Origin of the sequence: Paucibacter sp. PLA-PC-4 (assembly GCF_026241155.1) — a bacterium.
Lineage (GTDB): Bacteria > Pseudomonadota > Gammaproteobacteria > Burkholderiales > Burkholderiaceae_C > Roseateles_E.
In genome coordinates this window covers 484,232-502,324 of the sequence record NZ_JAPFGP010000001.1, presented here as the reverse complement: position 1 = coordinate 502,324, position 18,093 = coordinate 484,232, and the positions used below count along the sequence as shown (strand labels likewise).

The 18,093-nt window shown below is 66.5% G+C and carries 19 protein-coding genes and 1 pseudogene; 9 read left to right on the top strand and 11 right to left on the bottom strand.

Translation table 11 applies throughout. The features are described from left to right. The first annotated feature begins 1 nt into the window (after position 1). The 3 genes and pseudogenes from OOZ63_RS02540 to OOZ63_RS02530 all read left to right on the top strand — a co-directional run bounded on the left by OOZ63_RS02540 (position 2) and on the right by OOZ63_RS02530 (position 2,509). Positions 2-1,495, top strand: coding sequence for a glycine betaine ABC transporter substrate-binding protein (locus tag OOZ63_RS02540; RefSeq protein ID WP_266003705.1), 1,494 nt, complete (start codon positions 2-4; stop codon positions 1,493-1,495). A gap of 120 nt (positions 1,496-1,615) precedes the next feature. After that, a pseudogene (locus OOZ63_RS02535) lies at positions 1,616-2,026 on the top strand (YciI family protein); the annotation flags it as partial. Between the two features lie 21 nt (positions 2,027-2,047). Next, positions 2,048-2,509, top strand: a complete 462-nt coding sequence (locus OOZ63_RS02530) for a VOC family protein (protein ID WP_266003794.1) — start codon at positions 2,048-2,050, stop codon at positions 2,507-2,509. Here the strand turns inward: OOZ63_RS02530 and OOZ63_RS02525 are convergent. From OOZ63_RS02525 to OOZ63_RS02515, 3 genes are all read right to left on the bottom strand, one after another. Next, the gene (locus OOZ63_RS02525; RefSeq protein WP_266003704.1) at positions 2,470-2,835 is read right to left on the bottom strand and encodes a hypothetical protein; all 366 of its coding nucleotides are present in this window, start codon (positions 2,833-2,835) and stop codon (positions 2,470-2,472) included. The two genes, OOZ63_RS02530 and OOZ63_RS02525, sit on opposite strands and share 40 nt — an antisense overlap. A gap of 147 nt (positions 2,836-2,982) precedes the next feature. Beyond that, a complete protein-coding gene (locus tag OOZ63_RS02520) occupies positions 2,983-3,501 on the bottom strand; it encodes a hypothetical protein (protein ID WP_266003703.1) in 519 nt (172 codons plus the stop codon). 59 nt (positions 3,502-3,560) lie between these two features. Further along, the gene (locus OOZ63_RS02515) at positions 3,561-4,193 is read right to left on the bottom strand and encodes a glutathione S-transferase family protein (RefSeq protein ID WP_266003702.1); all 633 of its coding nucleotides are present in this window, start codon (positions 4,191-4,193) and stop codon (positions 3,561-3,563) included. 129 nt (positions 4,194-4,322) lie between these two features. Between OOZ63_RS02515 and OOZ63_RS02510 the strand changes: the two genes are divergently transcribed. Beyond that, a complete protein-coding gene (locus OOZ63_RS02510; protein ID WP_266003701.1) occupies positions 4,323-5,015 on the top strand; it encodes a Pr6Pr family membrane protein in 693 nt (230 codons plus the stop codon). Here the strand turns inward: OOZ63_RS02510 and OOZ63_RS02505 are convergent. From OOZ63_RS02505 to OOZ63_RS02490, 4 genes are all read right to left on the bottom strand, one after another. Beyond that, entirely contained in the window at positions 4,975-5,709 is a 735-nt protein-coding gene (locus OOZ63_RS02505; protein WP_266003700.1) for an ABC transporter ATP-binding protein, read from the bottom strand. The genes OOZ63_RS02510 and OOZ63_RS02505 overlap by 41 nt on opposite strands. Position 5,710: 1 nt before the next feature. Next, entirely contained in the window at positions 5,711-7,489 is a 1,779-nt protein-coding gene (locus tag OOZ63_RS02500) for an ABC transporter permease subunit (protein ID WP_266003699.1), read from the bottom strand. Between the two features lie 19 nt (positions 7,490-7,508). Continuing rightward, positions 7,509-8,546, bottom strand: coding sequence for a branched-chain amino acid ABC transporter permease (locus OOZ63_RS02495; RefSeq protein WP_266003698.1), 1,038 nt, complete (start codon positions 8,544-8,546; stop codon positions 7,509-7,511). A 247-nt stretch (positions 8,547-8,793) separates the two neighbouring features. Then, entirely contained in the window at positions 8,794-9,498 is a 705-nt protein-coding gene (locus tag OOZ63_RS02490; RefSeq protein WP_266003697.1) for a substrate-binding periplasmic protein, read from the bottom strand. Positions 9,499-9,551: 53 nt separating this feature from the next. Between OOZ63_RS02490 and OOZ63_RS02485 the strand changes: the two genes are divergently transcribed. Continuing rightward, positions 9,552-10,310, top strand: a complete 759-nt coding sequence (locus tag OOZ63_RS02485; RefSeq protein WP_266003696.1) for an enoyl-CoA hydratase/isomerase family protein — start codon at positions 9,552-9,554, stop codon at positions 10,308-10,310. Here OOZ63_RS02485 and OOZ63_RS02480 read toward each other — a convergent pair. After that, a complete protein-coding gene (locus OOZ63_RS02480) occupies positions 10,297-11,412 on the bottom strand; it encodes a hypothetical protein (protein WP_266003695.1) in 1,116 nt (371 codons plus the stop codon). The two genes, OOZ63_RS02485 and OOZ63_RS02480, sit on opposite strands and share 14 nt — an antisense overlap. 176 nt (positions 11,413-11,588) lie before the next feature. Between OOZ63_RS02480 and OOZ63_RS02475 the strand changes: the two genes are divergently transcribed. After that, entirely contained in the window at positions 11,589-11,825 is a 237-nt protein-coding gene (locus tag OOZ63_RS02475) for a hypothetical protein (RefSeq protein ID WP_102766008.1), read from the top strand. A 9-nt stretch (positions 11,826-11,834) separates the two neighbouring features. Here the strand turns inward: OOZ63_RS02475 and OOZ63_RS02470 are convergent, their stop codons facing one another. Next, positions 11,835-12,398, bottom strand: coding sequence for a thymidine kinase (locus tag OOZ63_RS02470; RefSeq protein ID WP_266003694.1), 564 nt, complete (start codon positions 12,396-12,398; stop codon positions 11,835-11,837). Between the two features lie 216 nt (positions 12,399-12,614). Here OOZ63_RS02470 and OOZ63_RS02465 point away from each other — a divergent pair, with 216 nt between their 5' ends. The 3 genes from OOZ63_RS02465 (at position 12,615) to OOZ63_RS02455 (ending at position 15,250) form a co-directional block, all read left to right on the top strand. Further along, a complete protein-coding gene (locus OOZ63_RS02465) occupies positions 12,615-12,830 on the top strand; it encodes a hypothetical protein (RefSeq protein WP_137944707.1) in 216 nt (71 codons plus the stop codon). 80 nt (positions 12,831-12,910) lie between these two features. Next, entirely contained in the window at positions 12,911-14,554 is a 1,644-nt protein-coding gene (locus OOZ63_RS02460; RefSeq protein ID WP_266003693.1) for a GGDEF domain-containing protein, read from the top strand. 96 nt (positions 14,555-14,650) lie between these two features. After that, positions 14,651-15,250: a ProQ/FinO family protein gene (locus tag OOZ63_RS02455; protein WP_266003692.1), complete on the top strand. Its 600-nt coding sequence runs from the start codon at positions 14,651-14,653 to the stop codon at positions 15,248-15,250. A gap of 6 nt (positions 15,251-15,256) precedes the next feature. Here the strand turns inward: OOZ63_RS02455 and OOZ63_RS02450 are convergent, their stop codons facing one another. Further along, positions 15,257-15,874: a thioredoxin family protein gene (locus tag OOZ63_RS02450; RefSeq protein WP_416234676.1), complete on the bottom strand. Its 618-nt coding sequence runs from the start codon at positions 15,872-15,874 to the stop codon at positions 15,257-15,259. Between the two features lie 36 nt (positions 15,875-15,910). Next, complete coding sequence (locus OOZ63_RS02445; RefSeq protein WP_416234675.1) at positions 15,911-18,004, bottom strand: protein-disulfide reductase DsbD family protein; 2,094 nt, start codon at positions 18,002-18,004, stop codon at positions 15,911-15,913. Between the last annotated feature and the right edge of the window lie 89 nt (positions 18,005-18,093).

The window sequence follows — 18,093 nt, the reverse complement described above, 5'->3', positions numbered from 1 at the left end:
CATGACCCGCCCCCGCGCTCTGCTTATCGCCCTCGCCCTGCAGTTGCTCGTTACCGTCACGGCCTGGGCCCAGGAGCCGCTGCGCATCGGCTCCAAGCGTTTCACCGAGGCCTACATCCTGGCCGAGCTTTTGGCCCAGACGGCCCGGCCCCATGCAAGTGTCGAGCTCAAGCCGGGCCTGGGCAACACGGCCATCGTCTATGCGGCGCTGCGTGCCGGCAGCATTGACCTCTATCCCGAGTATGTCGGCACGATAGACCTGGAGATCCTGAAGAATGCCCAACCATCGGCCTCGCTGGTGGCGATGAACGAACAGCTCAAGCCGCTGGGCCTGGGCGTGGCCGTTCCGCTGGGCTTCAACAATGGCTATGCCCTGGCGATGAAGACGCAGACCGCACGCCGCATGGGCATCGCCACGCTGTCCGATCTGGCCGCCCATCCCTCGCTACGCCTGGGCCTGAGCAATGAGTTCATCGGCCGTGCCGACGGCTGGCGCGGCCTGGCGCAGCGCTATGGCCTGGCACAACAACCCACCGGCCTGGATCATGGCCTGGCCTATGAGGCGGTGACTGCCGGCCAGATCGATGTGATCGACATCTACACGACAGACGCCAAGATCGCTCACCTCGGCCTGACCGTGCTGGTCGATGATGCTGCCTACTTTCCGCGCTACGACGCGCTGCTGCTGTACCGGCTCGATGTGCCGCAGCGCTTCCCTGCCGCCTGGGCCGCGCTGCAGCGCCTGAGCGGCAGCATCGACGAGAAGACCATGATCGCGTTGAATGCCCGGGCCGAGCTGCAGGGCCAGGGCTTTGAGGCGATTGCCAGAGAGCATCGGAACGGCAGCGCTGGCGCGAGCGACAAGGTCCAGGCCCCCGGCTTCTGGGCCAAGCTCTTCGGCCCCGACCTGCTCCGGGTGACCGGACAACACCTGACCTTGGTGCTGGTATCGGTCGCGCTGGCGGTGCTGATCGGCGTGCCGCTAGCGATCGCGGTGGCACCCCACGCCGGGCCGCGCGCCCTGGTGCTGGGCGCCAGCGGGCTGCTGCAGACGATCCCGTCGCTGGCCCTGCTTGCGGTGCTGATCTCCTGGATCGATCGCATCGGCGCGCTACCAGCCCTGCTAGCGCTGACGCTTTATGCGCTGCTACCCATCATGCGCAACACCTGCGTGGGACTGGCCGAGGTGCCGCAAGGCCTGCGCTTGGCCGGCACCGCACTCGGCTTCACCACGCTGCAGCGCCTTCGACTGATCGAGCTTCCGCTGGCCCTGCCAACCCTGGTTGCCGGTATACGCACCGCCACCAGCATCACGGTCGGCACTGCGACGATTGCAGCCTTTATTGGTGCCGGCGGCTATGGCGAGCGAATCGTCACCGGCCTAGCGCTGAACGACAAAGACCTGCTGCTGGCCGGCGCCCTGCCCTCAGCCACGCTGGCTCTGCTGTTCGAGGCCTTGTTTGGGCTGGCAGCCCGCTGGATGCGACGCCACTAGCCAGCGCAGAGGCCCCAGTGGCACACCCCCGTTACAAAAACTCTTCGATTGCTTTGTCGATCTGGCCAGCGTTGTGCCGTCGTGGACTTGTAGCCAACCACCACATCAAGGAGAGACACGATGCGATTCATGGTTTTGATCAAAGCCGACAAGAACAGCGAAGCCGGCCAGATGCCCGACGAACAGTTGCTCACCGAGATGGGCAATTTCAACGAAGAACTCATCAAGGCCGGCGTGATGCTGTCCGGCGAGGGCTTGCACCCCAGCAGCAAAGGTGCGCGGGTGCGCTTCTCGGGCAAAGAGCGCTCGGTCGTCGACGGACCTTTTGCACAAACCAAGGAGCTGATCGCCGGCTTCTGGATCTGGCAGGTCAAGTCGCGCGAGGAGGCTATCGAGTGGGTCAAGCGATGCCCGAATCCGATGGGCGAGAACAGCGAGGTCGAGCTGCGCCAGATCTTCGAGAGCGAGGATTTCGGCGCCGAGTTGACACCTGAGCTGCGCGCGCAGGAGGACCGGCTGCGCGCCGAGCTGGCCACGCCCAAGGTCGAGCCGGTGCCCGAATCGCGCGGAGCGATTCCTTACCTCGTGATTCGCGGCGCGGCGGACGCGATCGGCTTCTACCAGCAGGTGCTCAACGCCGCCCTGGTATTCCGGCTCGACGCGCCGGATGGCAAGGTCATGCATGCCGAAATGATGATAGGCCCAGCCCGCTTCATGCTGAGCGAGGAGCGGCCCGAGTACCAGGCCTTGAGCCCCCTCTCAGTGGGTGGCACCGGAAGCAGCGTGATGGCCTATGTGCCCGATGTCGATGCGGCCATGGCACGGGCGCTGGCGGCGGGCGCGACCCAGGGCATGCCGGTGGCCGACCAGTTCTGGGGTGACCGCTGCGGCAGCATCACCGACCCCTTCGGCCACCAATGGATGATCGCCACCCATATCGAAGACCCGAGCGACGAGCAGGTCCGGCAGCGGGCTCAGGCCATGTTCGACGGCGGTGGCGCGAAGCCCTGCTGAGCGTCGGCGCTGCGCTCACGCAGCCGTCCCAAAAACTGACGGGCACTCAGCTCAGAGTCAATCGCCAGCTCCAGCGGCGACTGCGACAGGCCCGAGCGATCGTAATGGAGGTTCTCGTACAGCTGGGCCGCAGCCGGGCTAGCGCGCAGCACTGCAAGCAGTGCGTCGCCCGGCAGGTCATCGGCGTCTATCAGCGCCTGCACGGTCTGCACCAGCTTGCGGTACTGCCCGGCGCCGACCAGGGCGGGGTTGGCGTCGACGCGCTCCAGCAGCTGCGTCATCGCGATCAGGTTCTCGATACGGCTTTTGAGTGTGGCGGTAGCCATGGATGGGACCTCGTAGGGCTGGGCGGCGAATCGTCGCCCTGACAAGGCTCACATGGCAGCGCGGCGTCGTTTTTCAAGATGGGAAGGGGCACCAGCTTGAAGCCCAGCCCAGAACTCACTGCCTGCCTCGACTTTATTGGCCTCGTTTCAGCGCACCCACGCCGCCAGCTCAAGGTCCAGCGGGCCGAGGGTTGGCAAGGAGCAAAGCTCATGCTTTGGGCCGGAATAGGCCTTGAAGCAGCCCTCGTGAGCGGCAAGCGACAGCGGTCCGCTGCGAGCGTAATAGTCAGCAACCCACGACAGCAGAAACTCGAGCTTGGCGTCCTGCTCTTGCCGCGATGCGTATTTGTGCGGCTCCCACGGCCGCGCACGGCAGTTGGCCAGGCAGGCCTCCAGCCCCGGATTCAGGAAGACAAGCCTTGGCATGAATTCCAGCGCCGCCTCGATCAGCGTCGTATAGCAGCCCTCGACCAGCCAGTTCGGATGGTCGCGGCAAAAGGCACGAACCTCGGCGCGCACCAGCGCTTGCGGGCGCGGCACAGCGATCTGCCCAGGCTCCCAGGCCACGGTGTCCAGATCAAGGCAGGGCAGACCGCCTGCGGCGGCCAGCGCCGCAGCCAGCGTGGACTTGCCGGAGCCGGAGTTACCGATGATGGCGATGGGCATGGGTTGTGGTTCGGATGTTGGGATGCTGCGACCGGTCAGCGCAGCCGGGGCGGGCAACCTCAGCCCTGATAAATGGCCTCACTATGCGGCGCGGCGATGAACGCGGGCAGCCGCTCGGCCGCCGCCGAGTAGGCCGTCAGCAAGGGGTAGTCCGCAGCCGGCGCCAGCTCGGGCACCAGTTCGCGGGTGAAGTGCCAGACCACGGCCATGGTCAGCCCGGCCTGATCCATGGCCAAAGCGGGTGCGGGCAGCGGCTGGCGGGCCAGTTCGGCCTCCAGCGCGCCATAGGCGGCCCGCGCCTGAGCGTGGATGCGCTCGACCCAAGGCGCATGCTGCTTCTCACTCGGACGCAGCGCACGTTCATAGACGATCTGCACGGACTTCTCGCAGCCAGCCAGCGCCAGGCCGAGCAGGCGCAACGCACGGCGGCGTGCGGACAGCTCGGCAGGCATCAGGCTGCGCGCAGGGTCAGCCATGGCCTCGGCGTAGTCGAGGATCAGGCCGGAATCCATCAACACCGTGCCCTCATCGCAGACCAGGCTGGGCGCCTTGACAACCGGATTGATGGCGCTGAATTCCGCGAAGCCGCGAAACACCGAGATCGAGCGATGCGTGAACGGCAGGCCCAACAACTGCAGCGAAATGGCGACCCGCCGCACATAGGGCGAGTCCAGCATGCCGATCAATTCCATCACGCGCCTCCAGCAAGAGCAGGACGCTCAGTTTAGGCGGCCTTCGTTCTTGCCAATCGCAACAATGGGAACACGCCCGCTACCATCGCGGCGTGCCGATCCTTGCAGTCACCATGTCCGGAGCAGCCGATGCAAGTCCAAAGCCGCAACCCCGACCTCAGCCCGTCGAAATCGCTGGGGCTGCTGCGCCTGAGCCTGGCCCTGCTCACGCTGGGCGCCATTGCCTGGCAGTTACGTATCGGCCTGAGCCTGGGCATGGACCCGGTCAACTTCTTCAGCTACTTCACCAACCTGTCTAATCTGCTGGCAGCCAGCGTGCTGCTGGTCCTGGCGCTTGACGAGCTGCTCAACGGCGGCCGCCTTGCGGCCAGACCCGGCTGGCAAAGGCTGCGTTTTCGGTCCATCGCCAATATGCTGGTGGTGGGCCTGGTGTTCGCCGTGCTCCTGCGCGATGTGGATCTGGGCGCCTTGCTGCCCTGGATCAACTTCGTGCTGCACACGCTGATGCCTTGCGCGCTGCTGCTGGACTGGTGGCTGCGGCCATCGAGCGCAGACCATGGCCTGGAGATCAGCGCGAAATCGCTGGGTCTGACCCTGCTTTTCCCGGCCGTTTATCTAAGCATTGTGATGCTGCGCGGCTCAGCTACCGGTTGGTACCCCTACCCCTTCCTGCGACCCGATCAGGCCGGTGGAGGAATGGCCGTGAGCGCCTATGCGCTGGGCATCGCGCTGAGCCTTGTGGTGGCTCATGTGTTCTTGCGGGCCATGGCGCGTTGGCGGCTCAGGCTGTCTTCTTCGCCGCACCCAGATAGGTCTCAATGACCCGCGGATCACGCGCCAGCTCGGACGCCGGGCCCTCCAACCCGATCTCGCCGGTTTCCAGCACATAGCCGTAGTCGGCCACTTCCAGCGCGGCGCGGGCGTTCTGCTCGATCAAGAGAATGGAGACGCCGGTGTCGCGCAGGCGCGCGACGATGCGGAATATCTCCTTGACGATCAGCGGGGCCAGGCCGAGGCTGGGCTCGTCCAGCATCAGGACCTTGGGCCGGGCCATCAGCGCGCGGCCCACGGCCAGCATCTGGCGCTCGCCGCCCGACAGGGTGCCTGCCAGTTGCTCGCGGCGCTCCTTCAGGCGCGGGAACAGCTCGAACACCTTCTCCAGGCCCTCGCGCCAATCGCGCTGGCCCAGGCGCATCGGGCGGAAGCCACCCAGCACCAAGTTGTCCTCAACGCTCATCGTCGTGAACAGCTCACGCTTTTCGGGCACCAGGGCCAGCCCCTTCATGACCCGCTCCTCCAGGCCCAGGGTCGAAATATCCTCGCCGTCGAACAAGACCTGACCCTTGGCGGGCAGCACACCCATCAGCGCGTTCAACGTGGTGCTCTTGCCGGCGCCGTTGGGGCCGATCACGGTGACGACCGACCCCTGCGGCAGGCGCAGGTTCAGCCCGCTCAGCACCTCGGCTCGGCCGTAGCCGGCGTGCAGGTTGGTGACGTTCAGCAGATCCTCGGCCATCTCAATGCTCCGTGCCCAGATAGGCCGCCCGGACTTCCGGGCTGGCCTGGACGATCTCGGGCGTGCCCTCGATCAGCTTGGTGCCAAACTCCATCACGACGATGCGATCGGTCAACCCCATCACGAACTCCATATCGTGCTCCACCAGCAGGATGCTCATGCCCTCGCGCTTGAGCTGGCGCAGCACCTCGCCCAGCGCCAGCTTCTCCTTGTGGCGTAGGCCGGCGGCGGGCTCGTCGAGCAGCAGCAGGGCCGGATCGGTGCACAGCGCACGGGCGATCTCCATCAGGCGCTGCGGGCCTAGCGCCAGATTGCCGGCCAGCTCGTGCATCTGGCCGGCCATGCCGATGCGCACCAACTGGGCTTCGGCCTCCTTGAACAGGCGCCGCTCCTCGTCGCGATCCAGACGCAGCATCGCGCGCGCCGCGCCACTGCTGCTGCGCAGATAGCCGCCAAGCGCAACATTCTCCAGCACCGTCATGTCGGCGATCATTTTGACGTGCTGGAAGGTGCGTGACATGCCGCGCCGCGCGATCTCGCGCGAGGCCTGGCCACCGATGGCCTGGCCTCGGAAGTTCACGCCGCCACTGGTCAGCGACAGTACGCCGGTGATCAGGTTGAAGGTGGTGGACTTGCCGGCACCGTTCGGGCCGATCAGACCGACGATCTCACCGGCGCGTATCTGGAAGCTCACATCGTTGACCGCGACCAGGCCGCCGAACTGCTTGCGCACTTTGTCCACGTCCAGCAGCAGCTCGCCCGCCTGCGGCTTGGGCCGCGAGGCCAACGGGGCCGCGTCGGCCCAGTCGCGGGCGCGCTCGGCAGCAGGCAACCAGCGCGTGGCAAAACCGGTCACATAGGGCCACAGACCCTTGGGCGCGTACTTCAGCATCAGCACCAGTACCACGCCCAGCACGATGATCTCGAAGTTGCCGCTGCTGCCCAGCAGGGCCGGCAGCACTTCCTTCAACTGATCCTCGATGATCTTGACGATGCCGGCGCCGATGAAGGCACCCCAGACCGTACCGACCCCGCCGACCACTGCCATGAACAGGTACTCGATGCCCATCTTCAGCGCGAAGGGGCTGGGGTTCACGGTGCGCTGGAAATGCGCGAACAACCAGCCCGAGACAGCTGCTAGCAGCGCCGCGATCACGAAGATCTGAACCTTGTAGCGAAAGGTCGATACGCCCATGGCCTCGGCCATCGTCGTGGCGCCATTGAGCGCGCGGATCGCGCGGCCGGGCCTCGAGTCCAGCAGATTGCGTACCGCCAGCGCGGCCAGGATCGCGAAGGCCCAGATCAGGAAATAGATTGCCCGGCCCTCGCGCAAGCTCCAGCCGAACAGCTCAAGCGCCGGCAGGCCCTGGATGCCGTCGTACTTGCCGAGAAACTCCATATTACCCATCAGGTAGTTCAGGCTCAGCGCCCAAGCAATGGTCGCCAGCGGCAAGTAGTGCCCCGACATGCGCAGGGTCAGCAGGGCTAGAACCAGGGCGACGACGACCGTAACACCCAGGGCCATGAGCAGAGCCAGCCAGGGCGAAGTTGCGTAGCCTGTGCTCAGCACGGCCGTCGTGTAGGCACCCAGGCCGACAAAGGCCGCCTGGCCGAAGGACGTCAGACCGCCGACCCCGGTCAGCAGCACCAGGCCCAGCGCCACCAGCGCGAACAGGCCGATGTAGTTCATCTGCGTGATCCAGTACTCGGGCACTGGCAGCAGGGGCAGGACGATCAGCAGGGCCAGGCCCGCCAGCGGGAGGAGTTTGCGCGCTTGCATCGTGGTGCTCACTTCCTGTTCATTCTTCGTCTTTGTGCGGGTCGCGCAGCGAACGCCACAGCAGCACCGGCAGGATGGAGGTAAACACGATGACCTCCTTGAAGGCGCTGGCCCAGAAGGAGCTGAACGACTCCAGCAGGCCCACGAGCAGCGCGCCGATGGCGGCGGCCGGATAGCTGGCAAGCCCGGCAAACACCGCCGCGACAAAGCCCTTCAGCCCGATTAGGAAGCCGCTGTCGTAGTTGATCGTCGTCGTAGTGCTGATCAAGAGGCCCGACAGCGCGCCGATGAAGGCCGCCATAAGAAAGGACAGCTGGCCGGCGCTGGTGCTGGAGATGCCCATCAGCCGCGCGCCCAGACGGTTCACCGCGGTGGCCCGCAGGGCCTTGCCATAGAGGCTGTGCTCGAAGAACAGCCACAGCAGCACAATCAGAGACGCCGCGCTCATGATGATGATCAGGGTCTGGCCCGATAACGTCAGCGGCCCGAGATCGAAGCTGGCGTCCCAGAAGCTCGGGTTGGTCGAGCCCTCGGGGCCGAAGAACACCAGGCCCAGGCCGGTCAGCGCAAAGTGCACGCCCACCGAGACGATCAGCAGCACCAGCACCGAGGCATCAGCCAGCGATTGGTAGGCCAGGCGGTAGACCAGCGGGCCCATCGGCGTCACGATAGCCAGGGTTAAAAGCGCCTGCCAGCCCAGCGCCAACTTCTGCGGCGCGGCCCAGAGCGCGAACAACGCTATCGCCACCGGCAGCGCCGCCGCGCGCAGCACCGCCAGCGCCAGCTTGCCCGCCGGCTTGCCGGCGCGCAGGCCGGCCACCAGATCCAGCACCGCCACCGCCACTGCCATCGCGAGCAGGAACCAAATCGTCCCAGGCGTGTGGCCCAGTTGTAGGCCGGCCATTGTCAGCGCACCATATGCGACGAACTCGCCCTGCGGGATGAAGATGATGCGGGTGACCGCAAATACCAGTACCGTGGCCAAGGCAAGGAGCGCATAGATCGCCCCGTTGGTCACTCCGTCCAGCATCAGGATGCTTGCAATCGTGAAGTCCATCAACACACCACCTGCGCCCGGGCTGGGCTGTCTCGGCGCACTCTAAACAAAAACCCCTAGTGAAGTCCTAGTGCGAGGCCGCATTGACAAATGGCAAACTTTCGTCCGACCAGTCGGTCGAAATTGCTTTTAACCTGATTACCACTGTGTCAAAAGCGGGCAACGCCCTGCCCGCCACAGGTGCAAACAAGGCCCCAAGACAGGGCGATTGGTGCTTACCCCAGCACCACGCTGGGACATAGGGCGATCAGCGCCCCGCGGCGATGGCCTCGTTGAGGCGCTGTACGATTGCCGCGCTGTCGATGCGGTATCGCGGCAACAGGATGTGGAAGTCGGCATGGCCGATGGCATTGCTGGCCGCACGGATCTGGCCGCCCAGGCCGGCCTGCTCGATCAGCAGCAGTCCCACCGGTTCGGCCTGGAAGAAGTAGTCGACCCGCCCGGCCGCCATCATCTTCAGACAGCCAAGACCATCGGCCGGACGCTCCAAGCGCAGCGGCCGCTGTTGCAGTAAGGCCTCGATCTCGGGCGGCAACGTGTAGCCGCGCGGCATGCATAGGCTACGCCCGGCCACATCATCGAGCTCGATGACTGGTTTGTGGCCGGCCGGCGCGAAGAACTTGCGAGGTACACGGAAGAAAGGGCGGCTGCTGATGAAATCGACCTGGCGCTGCTCGGAAAAGCCCCAGCCGAAGCTGGCATCGGCCTGGCCGGCAGTGACCATCAACAAAGCGCGCGGCCAGGGCACCAGGGGCAGCAGGCGCGGCGCATAGCCGATCGCGCGAAAAAGGCGCATCACCTCTGCGCTCATCGTCCCCTGCTCGGGGAGGGTGGCCGAGATATAGGGCGGATAGTCGCCGGCCACCAAGCGCAACTCGGGCCCGGCCGGGCTGCCGGACGCATAAAGCGCGAGCAGCAGGGTAAGGCAAGTTGAAAAAGAGCGCCGCCGCATGACGTGATCTTAGGGCCACTAGACTAGCCGGTCCGAGTTGCTCGCACTTCATCATGCCCACCCACGCCCCCTTGTTGCAGACCGACGGCCCCCTCGCCCGCATCACGCTGCGCCGTCCCCAGGTCGCAAATCGGCTGGAGTTGATCGATCTACAGACCCTGCGCGAGCAACTGCGCCAGGTCAATGCCGACCCGGCAATCCGCGTGCTGCTGCTCGATGCCCAGGGCCGACATTTCTGCAGCGGCTTCAATATCGCTGCGGTACCCGGCGTCGATGCCGGAGCGCTGTTCGAAGCGCTCAGCAATGACTGGGAGGCGGCCCGCCCCATCACCATTGCAGCGATCCAGGGCGGCCTCTACGGCGGCGCCACCGACCTGGCCCTGGCCTGCGACTTCCGCCTGGGCGTGCGCGCCAGCGAGATGTTCGTGCCGGCGGCGCGGCTGGGCCTGCACTTCTATCGCGGCGGCTTGGAGCGATATGTCTCGCGCCTGGGCCTGCAGGTCGCCAAGCGCGTGCTGCTGGCCGGCCAGACTCTGGATGCCCAGGCCATGCATGACTGCGGATTTCTTGATGAGCTGCTCGACGACGGCGCGGCTCTGAGCGCAGCCATCGCTTCGCTGTGTGAACGCCTGATCAGCATGGCTCCGCTGGCTTTGCTGGGCATGAAGCAACACCTGAACGCGATCGCAGAGGGCAGACTCGACGCCGACGCGCTGCGCGCCGATATCGAGCGCGCCAATGCCTCGGCCGACCTGGCCGAGGGCGTCGCAGCCTGGCAGGCCAAACGGGCGCCCCGCTTCAGCGGGAGCTGAGGACCAGAGATTCCTGCAAGACTTGCTTGCGGTGCGCTAGGCTCTCGGCTCGGATCGCCTGCTCGCGACGGCGCAGGGCCATCAGCTCATCGACCGCCTGATGGTGCAGGCCCTGGGCCGTGTAGATCTGGGCAGCGAGCTCGTGGCCCCGCACCGCCAGGCTCTCGCTCTCGACCAGGGTGGCGATCGCAATCATCTCGTTGGCGGCTTGGCTCGCCTCATCCCACTGGCCGGCCGCCCAGGCGATCTCGCTGCGCAACCACATCACGGTGGCGTGCAACCAGGGCGAGTAGCGCAGCTGGCGCACCCGCTCGAAGCTGCGCTGCAGATGGCGCCGAGCCGGCTCCATCTGGCCCGACCAGCAGGCCGCGAAACCCTCCAGCCACTCGGCAATCAGCATCGCGATCACCGGCGACGCGCCGTTGAGCATCGCGCCCTGGCGCAAAGGCCCGAGCGCGCGCGCCGACTCCAGCAGTTGCTCCAGACGCTCCAGCGAGATCGCTTCGCCCTGCAGATGGCGACGGCCGAACTGTCGGAACAGCTCGCCGGTGCAGCGGTTACCCAGCGGCTGCCAGCGGGCGGTGATGTCATCGCCCAGGCCCAGCGCAAGCACGCCAGTGCGTTCGTAGGCGGCATCGGCCGCGTCGAAATCGGCGTTCCACATCAGCGCTACGGCCAGGTAGTTGTGACAAAGCACGCGAAGTCGCAGATCGCCGCTGCGATCGGCCAGCGCGGTGCTGCGCAGCGCCACCTCCAGGGCCTCCTCCCCATGGCCCAAGGTGCTGCAGGCATTGGCATTCAGCGCCAGCGCACGGGCTTCGCCGGCTTCGTCGCAGGCGCGCCGAAACAGTTGGGCGGCCAAGCGGCTGCTGCGCCAAGCCTGGCGCACATTCGAGCCCATCAGCTCAGCCTGGGCCATCAGCAGCACCGCAGCGGCCTCGCCGCGCAGATCGGCGCTGCGCCGGGTGAGCTGCTGCGCGCGCTCGCCCAGGCCCTGGGCCTCACGCAAACGCCCCTCAGACAAGTGGCGCTGGGCCTGGGCCAGGTAGTCGCTGGCGGTCGGGCCTGTGGTCGTGGCGGGAGCATCGTCGGGGGCGGCCATCGGCGCGATTCTAGGCAGCCGCCACCGCGCCGATACCGTGCTTTCCCGACTCTTCACCGGAGGGCCCGCACATGATGGAAAATAGCGACCTCAGGGCGTGACGGCCAGATCGACGAAAATAGCGGCTTGCCGCCCGCCGTCGCGAGCTTTCCTTTCTCTTACTACCCAGGACCAGCGTGGCCAAGGACAGTACTAAAACGACCATCGAAGCAGATGGTCTGCGTTACCGCTCTAAAGCACCGGGCTCGCCGTTTGCGGCGACCTCCTCCTTCGGCGCGGCCACCATGTCGTGCTTTCTGTGCGGCAAGCACCGCCCTCGGGCGATGCTGAAATCCAAGAAGCTCCTTGGCAAGTCGCAGCCGGTCTGCGCGCCCAGTTGCAAGGAACTGGACGAGCAACTTAGCAAGGGCTGAGCCCGGCGCTCACGCCGCCAGCCGGAAGCAGCGCCCGCAGACCGCACGGTAGCGGGCGTTGCCGCCGATCTCGACTTGCGCGCCCTCGGTGATGCGGCGATTGTCGGCGTCGAGCCGCGCATTCATCGTCGCCTTGCGACCGCAGTCGCAAATCGTCTTCATCTCGTCCATTTCATCGGCCAACGCCAGCAGCGCCGCCGAGCCGCTGAACAGCTCACCCCGAAAATCGGTCCGCAATCCATAGCAGATCACCGGCAGATTGTGGACATGGGCCAGCTCATGCAGGGCCCAGACCTGAGCCTTGGAGAGGAACTGCGCCTCATCGACCAGCAGGCAGGCCACACCAGGCCGCGCCGCGTTCTCGGCCAAAAAGTCGGTCTCGGCCGTGAACAGCTCGGCCGCACGCTGAGGCCCCAGCCGCGAAGTCACGAAACCCCGCCCGTAGCGGTCATCCACCTGCGAAGTGAAGATGCGCACGTGATGGCCCCGCTCCTCATAGTTATGGGCCACCTGCAGCAAGGCGGTGGACTTGCCGGCGTTCATCGCCGCGTATCGGAAAAACAGTTTTGCCATGGCTCTCGCATTCTGGGAGCGCCGATTGTCCCGAAATCCGCTCAAGCACCGCCGCCAATCGCACAGAAACTGGTGGTTTATGACATCACCCCTGGGCAAGCGAGGTAGCCGCCGGGCCCGCTGGGCCCTACTATGTTCTGGAGGGTTGTGAGAAGTCAGAGGTAATCAAGCCAGGATCCACCATGGGCCTGGCTGGCTTGGAGCGGGCCACCACAGATGAGCAAAGACACCTACACCAGCGTCAGCGACAACGGGCTGCGCTACGAATCCAAACTGGGCGGTTCGCCCTTTCTCGGCAGCGGTCACACCCGATCCTGCTTCAAATGCGGCAAACACCGCCCACCCAGCAGCCTGCAATCCAAGCGTGTACTGGGCCGCACCGAGCTGGTCTGCAAACCAGCCTGCGTCAAACCCAAAGATGACACGGCCTGAGACTTTTTGACACCAGCCCCGCGCCGGCGCTGTGCCGGTCGCGCCTATCATCAGAGTCCACTTCGCCGACTCTTTTGCCCATGGCCGCGCCGGACCCTGCCCTGCATGCCTTGCTGCGCTCGACGCAGACCGCCTATACGGCCGAGAACTGGGAGCAATGCAGACAGCTGGCCGCCGAGCTGCTGCGCAACGCGACGGCAGCCGCCGATCTGCCGGCCGAGGCGCAGGCCCATGTCTGGCTGGCCCATTCGGCCCAGCGACAGGGGGAGCACAACCTCGCTGCCGCCCATGCCGTCAGTGCGCTGACCTTGAGCCACGGCCTGGACGACGCGCACCTGCAGGCGCGCGCCCGGGTGGCGGCGGCACGGGTCAGCTGGAGCGTCGGCGACAACAACCAGGCCCTGGTCGACCTCGAAGAGGCGATGCGCTTGCTGACCCAGGGCGGTGATAGCGAGCTGATGTTCGACGCCCACAACCAATTGGGCATCGTCTACGGCGAACTGGGCAATGACGAGGCCTCGATCGCCTGGCATCAGCGCGCGATGGCCCTTGCCGAGCACAGCGCCGTGCCGCGCATGCGCGCGATCTCGCGCACCAATCTGGCCGGGCGCGAGCTCGAACATGGCGAGACCCTGCTGAACAAGCAGCAGACTGAAGCCGCACGGGCCGCGCTGGAACGCTCGCTGGAGCTCAATGAGCAGGCTTTGCAGATCGCCATAGCGGCTGGCATGCAACATGTGCAGGCGGTGATACGCAGCAACCAGGGTTCCGCGCTGGCCTTGCTGGGTCGCAGGCAGGAGGCCATCGAGGCCTTCGAGCTGCAGTTGCAGCTCTCGGCTGCGCGCAAGAACCAGGCCGGCAAGGTGCAGCGGGCCCAGTATCTAGCGCGCATGTACCGTGAGGCCGGCGAGCTGACGCTGGCCCGGAGGCTCGCCGCCGAGGGCCTGGAGATCGGCGAGGCAGACGGCGCCAAGAATCAGCTGGTGACCTTGTACGAGCTGGCCTCCGCGATGGCCGAGCAGCAGCAGGAGTTCGCTGAAGCGCTACGGCTTTACAAGCGCTTTCACGCGCTGCGTGGCGAGATGGCACTGGACAACGCCCAGCAGCGTGCCCGCGTGCTCTCGGTGCGACTGGAGACCGAGCGCGCGCTGGCCGAGGCTGCGACGGCACGCCAGAACGCACAGGCCCTGTTGCAGGCCAATCAGGAGCTGACCCAAAGGGCCGAGGCCCTGGGCCGCGACGCGATGGAAGACGCGCTGACCGGCCTGGCGAACCGGCGCCGCCTCGATGCCTACCTGAACCTGCGTCACGAAGCCGCGCGCCTTACGGACAGTGCGCTGTGCGTGGCCCTGATCGACCTCGATCATTTCAAGCGAGTCAACGACGCCTTCTCCCACAGCATCGGCGACCAGGTGCTTCGCCAGCTGAGCCTGCTACTGCAGGCGCACTGCCGTAGCCAGGACCTGGCCGCGCGCTACGGCGGTGAGGAGTTCCTGATCGCGCTGGACGGGGTCGGCCTGGACGATGCCGTGCTGATTTGCGAGCGCCTTCGCCAGGCAATCGCCAACCACGACTGGGCCTTGATCGCGCCCGGGCTGGCGGTCACGGCCAGCCTTGGCGTCTGCGATATCGCCAGACATCCGCAATGGAGCGCCGGCATGAGGCAGGCTGACACCCTGCTCTACCAAGCCAAGCAAAGTGGTCGCAACCGCGTTTGCGCCTGAGCGGCCTCGTAGCAGGCACAATCCAGCCCTTTCCTGTTGATTGCTGACCGCTCTATGTCGTCCACCCCGTCACCTCAGCCCGCCGAAGCCGGCGCCATGTCCCCGGCCGCCTGCGCCCAGGCGCTGAAGGCCCAGTTCCCGGCGTTGTTCGACGGTCCGGTCAAGCCGCTGAAGCTGCGGATCCAGGCCGACATCCAGGAGCGCGCGCCAGGCCAGTTCACCAAGCAGCTGCTGTCGGCCTTTCTGCGCCGCTATACCGGCGGCACCGCCTATCTGATTGCGCTAAGTAAGGCCAAGCACCGCTTCGACCTCGACGGCCAGCCAGCCGGCGAACTTACCGACGAGCACCGTGAGGCCGCCATCACCGAGTTGGCACGCCGGCGCAGCCTCAATGATGAGCGCCGAGAGCTTGAGCTGCAGCAGCGCCGCAACCGCGCCGGCCTGCTGCACGACTTCCAGATCACCACACTAACCCGCGCGAACTTCTGCGCGCTCAAGGGCGTGGCCGACGAGGAGCTGGACGGACTGCTGGAGATCGCCAGGCAAGAGGCCATCGAAGACCAGGCCCGCCGCGCCCAGCGCCCCGAGGGTCGCCCTGGCCAACGCCCGGATCAGCGGCCCAACCAGCGCCCCGGCGACCGCCGACCGCCGCGTGGTGACCGTCCGCGCGGCCAGCGCGCGGACAAGAGCTCCTGAGCGCTTCTAGCTGGCGTATTTGATCGTGCAGCCGTAGGCCGTCGAGCTCGGTCGGCTTACCGGCTTTCCGGCCAGGGTCTCGCTGAGGGCCTGGCTGACGTAATTGGTCGCGGTCTTGATGTCGGCCGGGTTGGCCGTGGGCTTGCTGTCAATCGCGCCGGCGTAGACCAGCGTGCCGGCCGGATCAATCACATACATATGCGGTGTCGTGCGGGCGCCATAGGCGCGCCCGAGCTTGCCGTCGTCGTCCATCAAAGTGGCCTTCGGCGCTGCTTGCTTGCTGCTCAGCCAGGCATCGAGCTGCGGCGGTGCCAGATAGTCGCTAGCTGATTTGGCGGTGGAGCTGACCGCCAGCCAAACCACGCCCTTGTCAGCCGCGCTCTTCTGCGTGGCCGGCATATTGCCGCTGTCGTAATGCTTCTTGACAAAGGGACAGCCCGGGTTGACCCATTCCAGCACCACATGCTTGCCCTTGTAGTCGGCCAGGCTGACCGTCTTGCCCTGGCTGTCGCTAATGCTGAAGACCGGCGCCGGCTGGCCGACCACGGCCGTGGCCTGGGCCAGCGAGGCGCCTGCAAGCAGCAGGGCGGAGATCCAGGTCTTCTTCGACATCTTCATCATCATGCAAACCTCCATGGTGGTTGAGGGACAGAACAAAGATCACAGAGACAGCGCCTCGCGCACCGAGGCGAGGCTGAGGATCTCGGGGAGCAGCTGCGGCGCGGCCGCACCCGGCAGATAGACGGCGTACACCGGCACGCCACTGCGGCCCAGGCTGCGCAACGTCTGCGTGATCGCGGCATCGCGGCGGGTCCAGTCAGCACGCAGCAGCAGCACGTTCTTGGCCTGCATATCGGCCAGTAGCTGGCTGTCGGCCAGCGTAGTGCGCTTGTTGAACTGGCAGGTCACGCACCAGGCGGCGGTGAAGTCCACCAGCACCGGCTGGCCAGCCGCCTGGGCGGCCTCCACCCGATCCGCCGACCAGGGCTGCCAACCCTCAGTGGTCGCTCCGACCGAGGCTGCAGGCGGCGGCTCTCGCAGCGCCGGCCAAGCCCACAGCGCGGTCGCAGCCACGAGGACCAGAGACAGCGTGCCGAGAATCTGGCGCCCGCGCGGTGCCAGGTCTGGCGCGCTGAACACCCAGGCCGCCAGCGCCAGCGTCAGCAACACGCCCAGCAAGGCCACCGCGCCGTCGATGCCGACCTGCTGGCCCAGCACCCACAGCAGCCAAAGTACGGTGGCAAACATCGGGAAGGCCATCAATATCTTGAAATGTCGCATCCACGCGCCCGGCCGCGGCAGCGCGCGCGCCAGGCCCGGCCACAAGCTGGCGGCCAGATAGGGGGCGGCCATGCCCAGACCCAGCATGGCAAACACGGCCAGCGCCTGCCAGGTCGGCAGGGTCAGCGCCGCGCCCAGCGCCACGCCCATAAAGGGCGCAGTGCAGGGAGAGGCGACGGCAACCGCCAGCACGCCAGTCAGTCCATGGTCCAGCACCGGGTTTGCGGCGCGCAAGCCGGCCAAATTACCCGGCAACACGGCACGCAACTCGAACACACCCAGCAGGTTCAGTCCAATCACGCCGAACAACAGGGCCAGCGCGGCGACAAAGCCCGGCGACTGAAGCTGAAAGCCCCAGCCGAGCTGGGCACCGCCGGCACGCAGCGCCAGCAAAAGGCCAGCCAGCGCCAGAAAACTCAAGACCACGCCGGCCGTGTAGGCAAGGCCACCGGCGACCAGCACACGACGGTCGGCCGCGTGCTGGGCAAATCCCAGCACCTTCAGCGACAGCACCGGGAATACGCAAGGCATCAGGTTCAGCAGCAGGCCGCCGGCAAAGGCCAGCAGCAGCGCCAAGCTGACAGACTGAGGCGTCTCTTCGACCACCGCCGTGACCGGCTGAAGCGCTGGAGCCGGCGCGGCGGCAACGCCGGCCGGCCAGGCCGCGACCGCATAGGCCAGACGCACGCCTGGCTCACCAGCCGGGCGCAGCACCAGTTGGAGGGCCGCCGGGCTTTCGCTGCGCTGGGCCGACAGCGGCAGGCGCAGCTTCAGAGCTTCGCCCTCCCATTGCAGGGTCGGCGCGGCGGCATGGTCGAACACGCCGGCCTCCTCAGGGAAGGCCTGCAGCTCGCGACCGCGCCAGGCGGCGGGCAAACCTTCGATGCGCAGGGCCACTTGCTGCCCCTCGACCGCAGCCGCGATCCGCGCCTGCAGCGCCTGCGGCAGCCCGGCGCGGGCGCGCTCGAATTGCGCCGCATGGCCGGCCGTGGCGGCGGCGACCGGCAGGTCCAGTGCAAACTCGCCCGACTCCGGAATGCACACCTCCTTGCAGACCAGCCAATCAGCCATCATCTGCAACTTCAGGCTGCCACCCTTGAACTCGGGACCTATCGTCAGCGGCACGGCGAGCAGCAACTCGCCCTCGTAGCCGTAATTGACCAGCGGGCCAACCGGCAGGCGCTGCGGCGTCGGCCACTGGATCTCGCCGACCGTGACACCGGCCGGCAGCTGCCAGTCCATGCGCGTCGGCAGGCCGGAATCGCCGGGATTGCGCCAGTAGGTGTGCCAGTGCGGCTGATGCTTGATCAAGAGGCCTAGCCAAGCCGGCTTGCCCGACTCCAGGCCCTCGGGCGCATGGGCCACCAGTTCGGCGCGCACCTGCTCGGTAGTGACAACGGCCCCCTGGGCAGTGGCCAGCAGGGGCAACAAACTCAGGGCGAGCCAGGATAAGAGACGGACGACAAGAATCATGCGGGTCTACCGGAGCGCCGGGGAATGGCCTTGCACTCTAGGGGATGACGGAAGACCCTGAGTATCGGTGAGCTTCTCGGGGGGCCTGT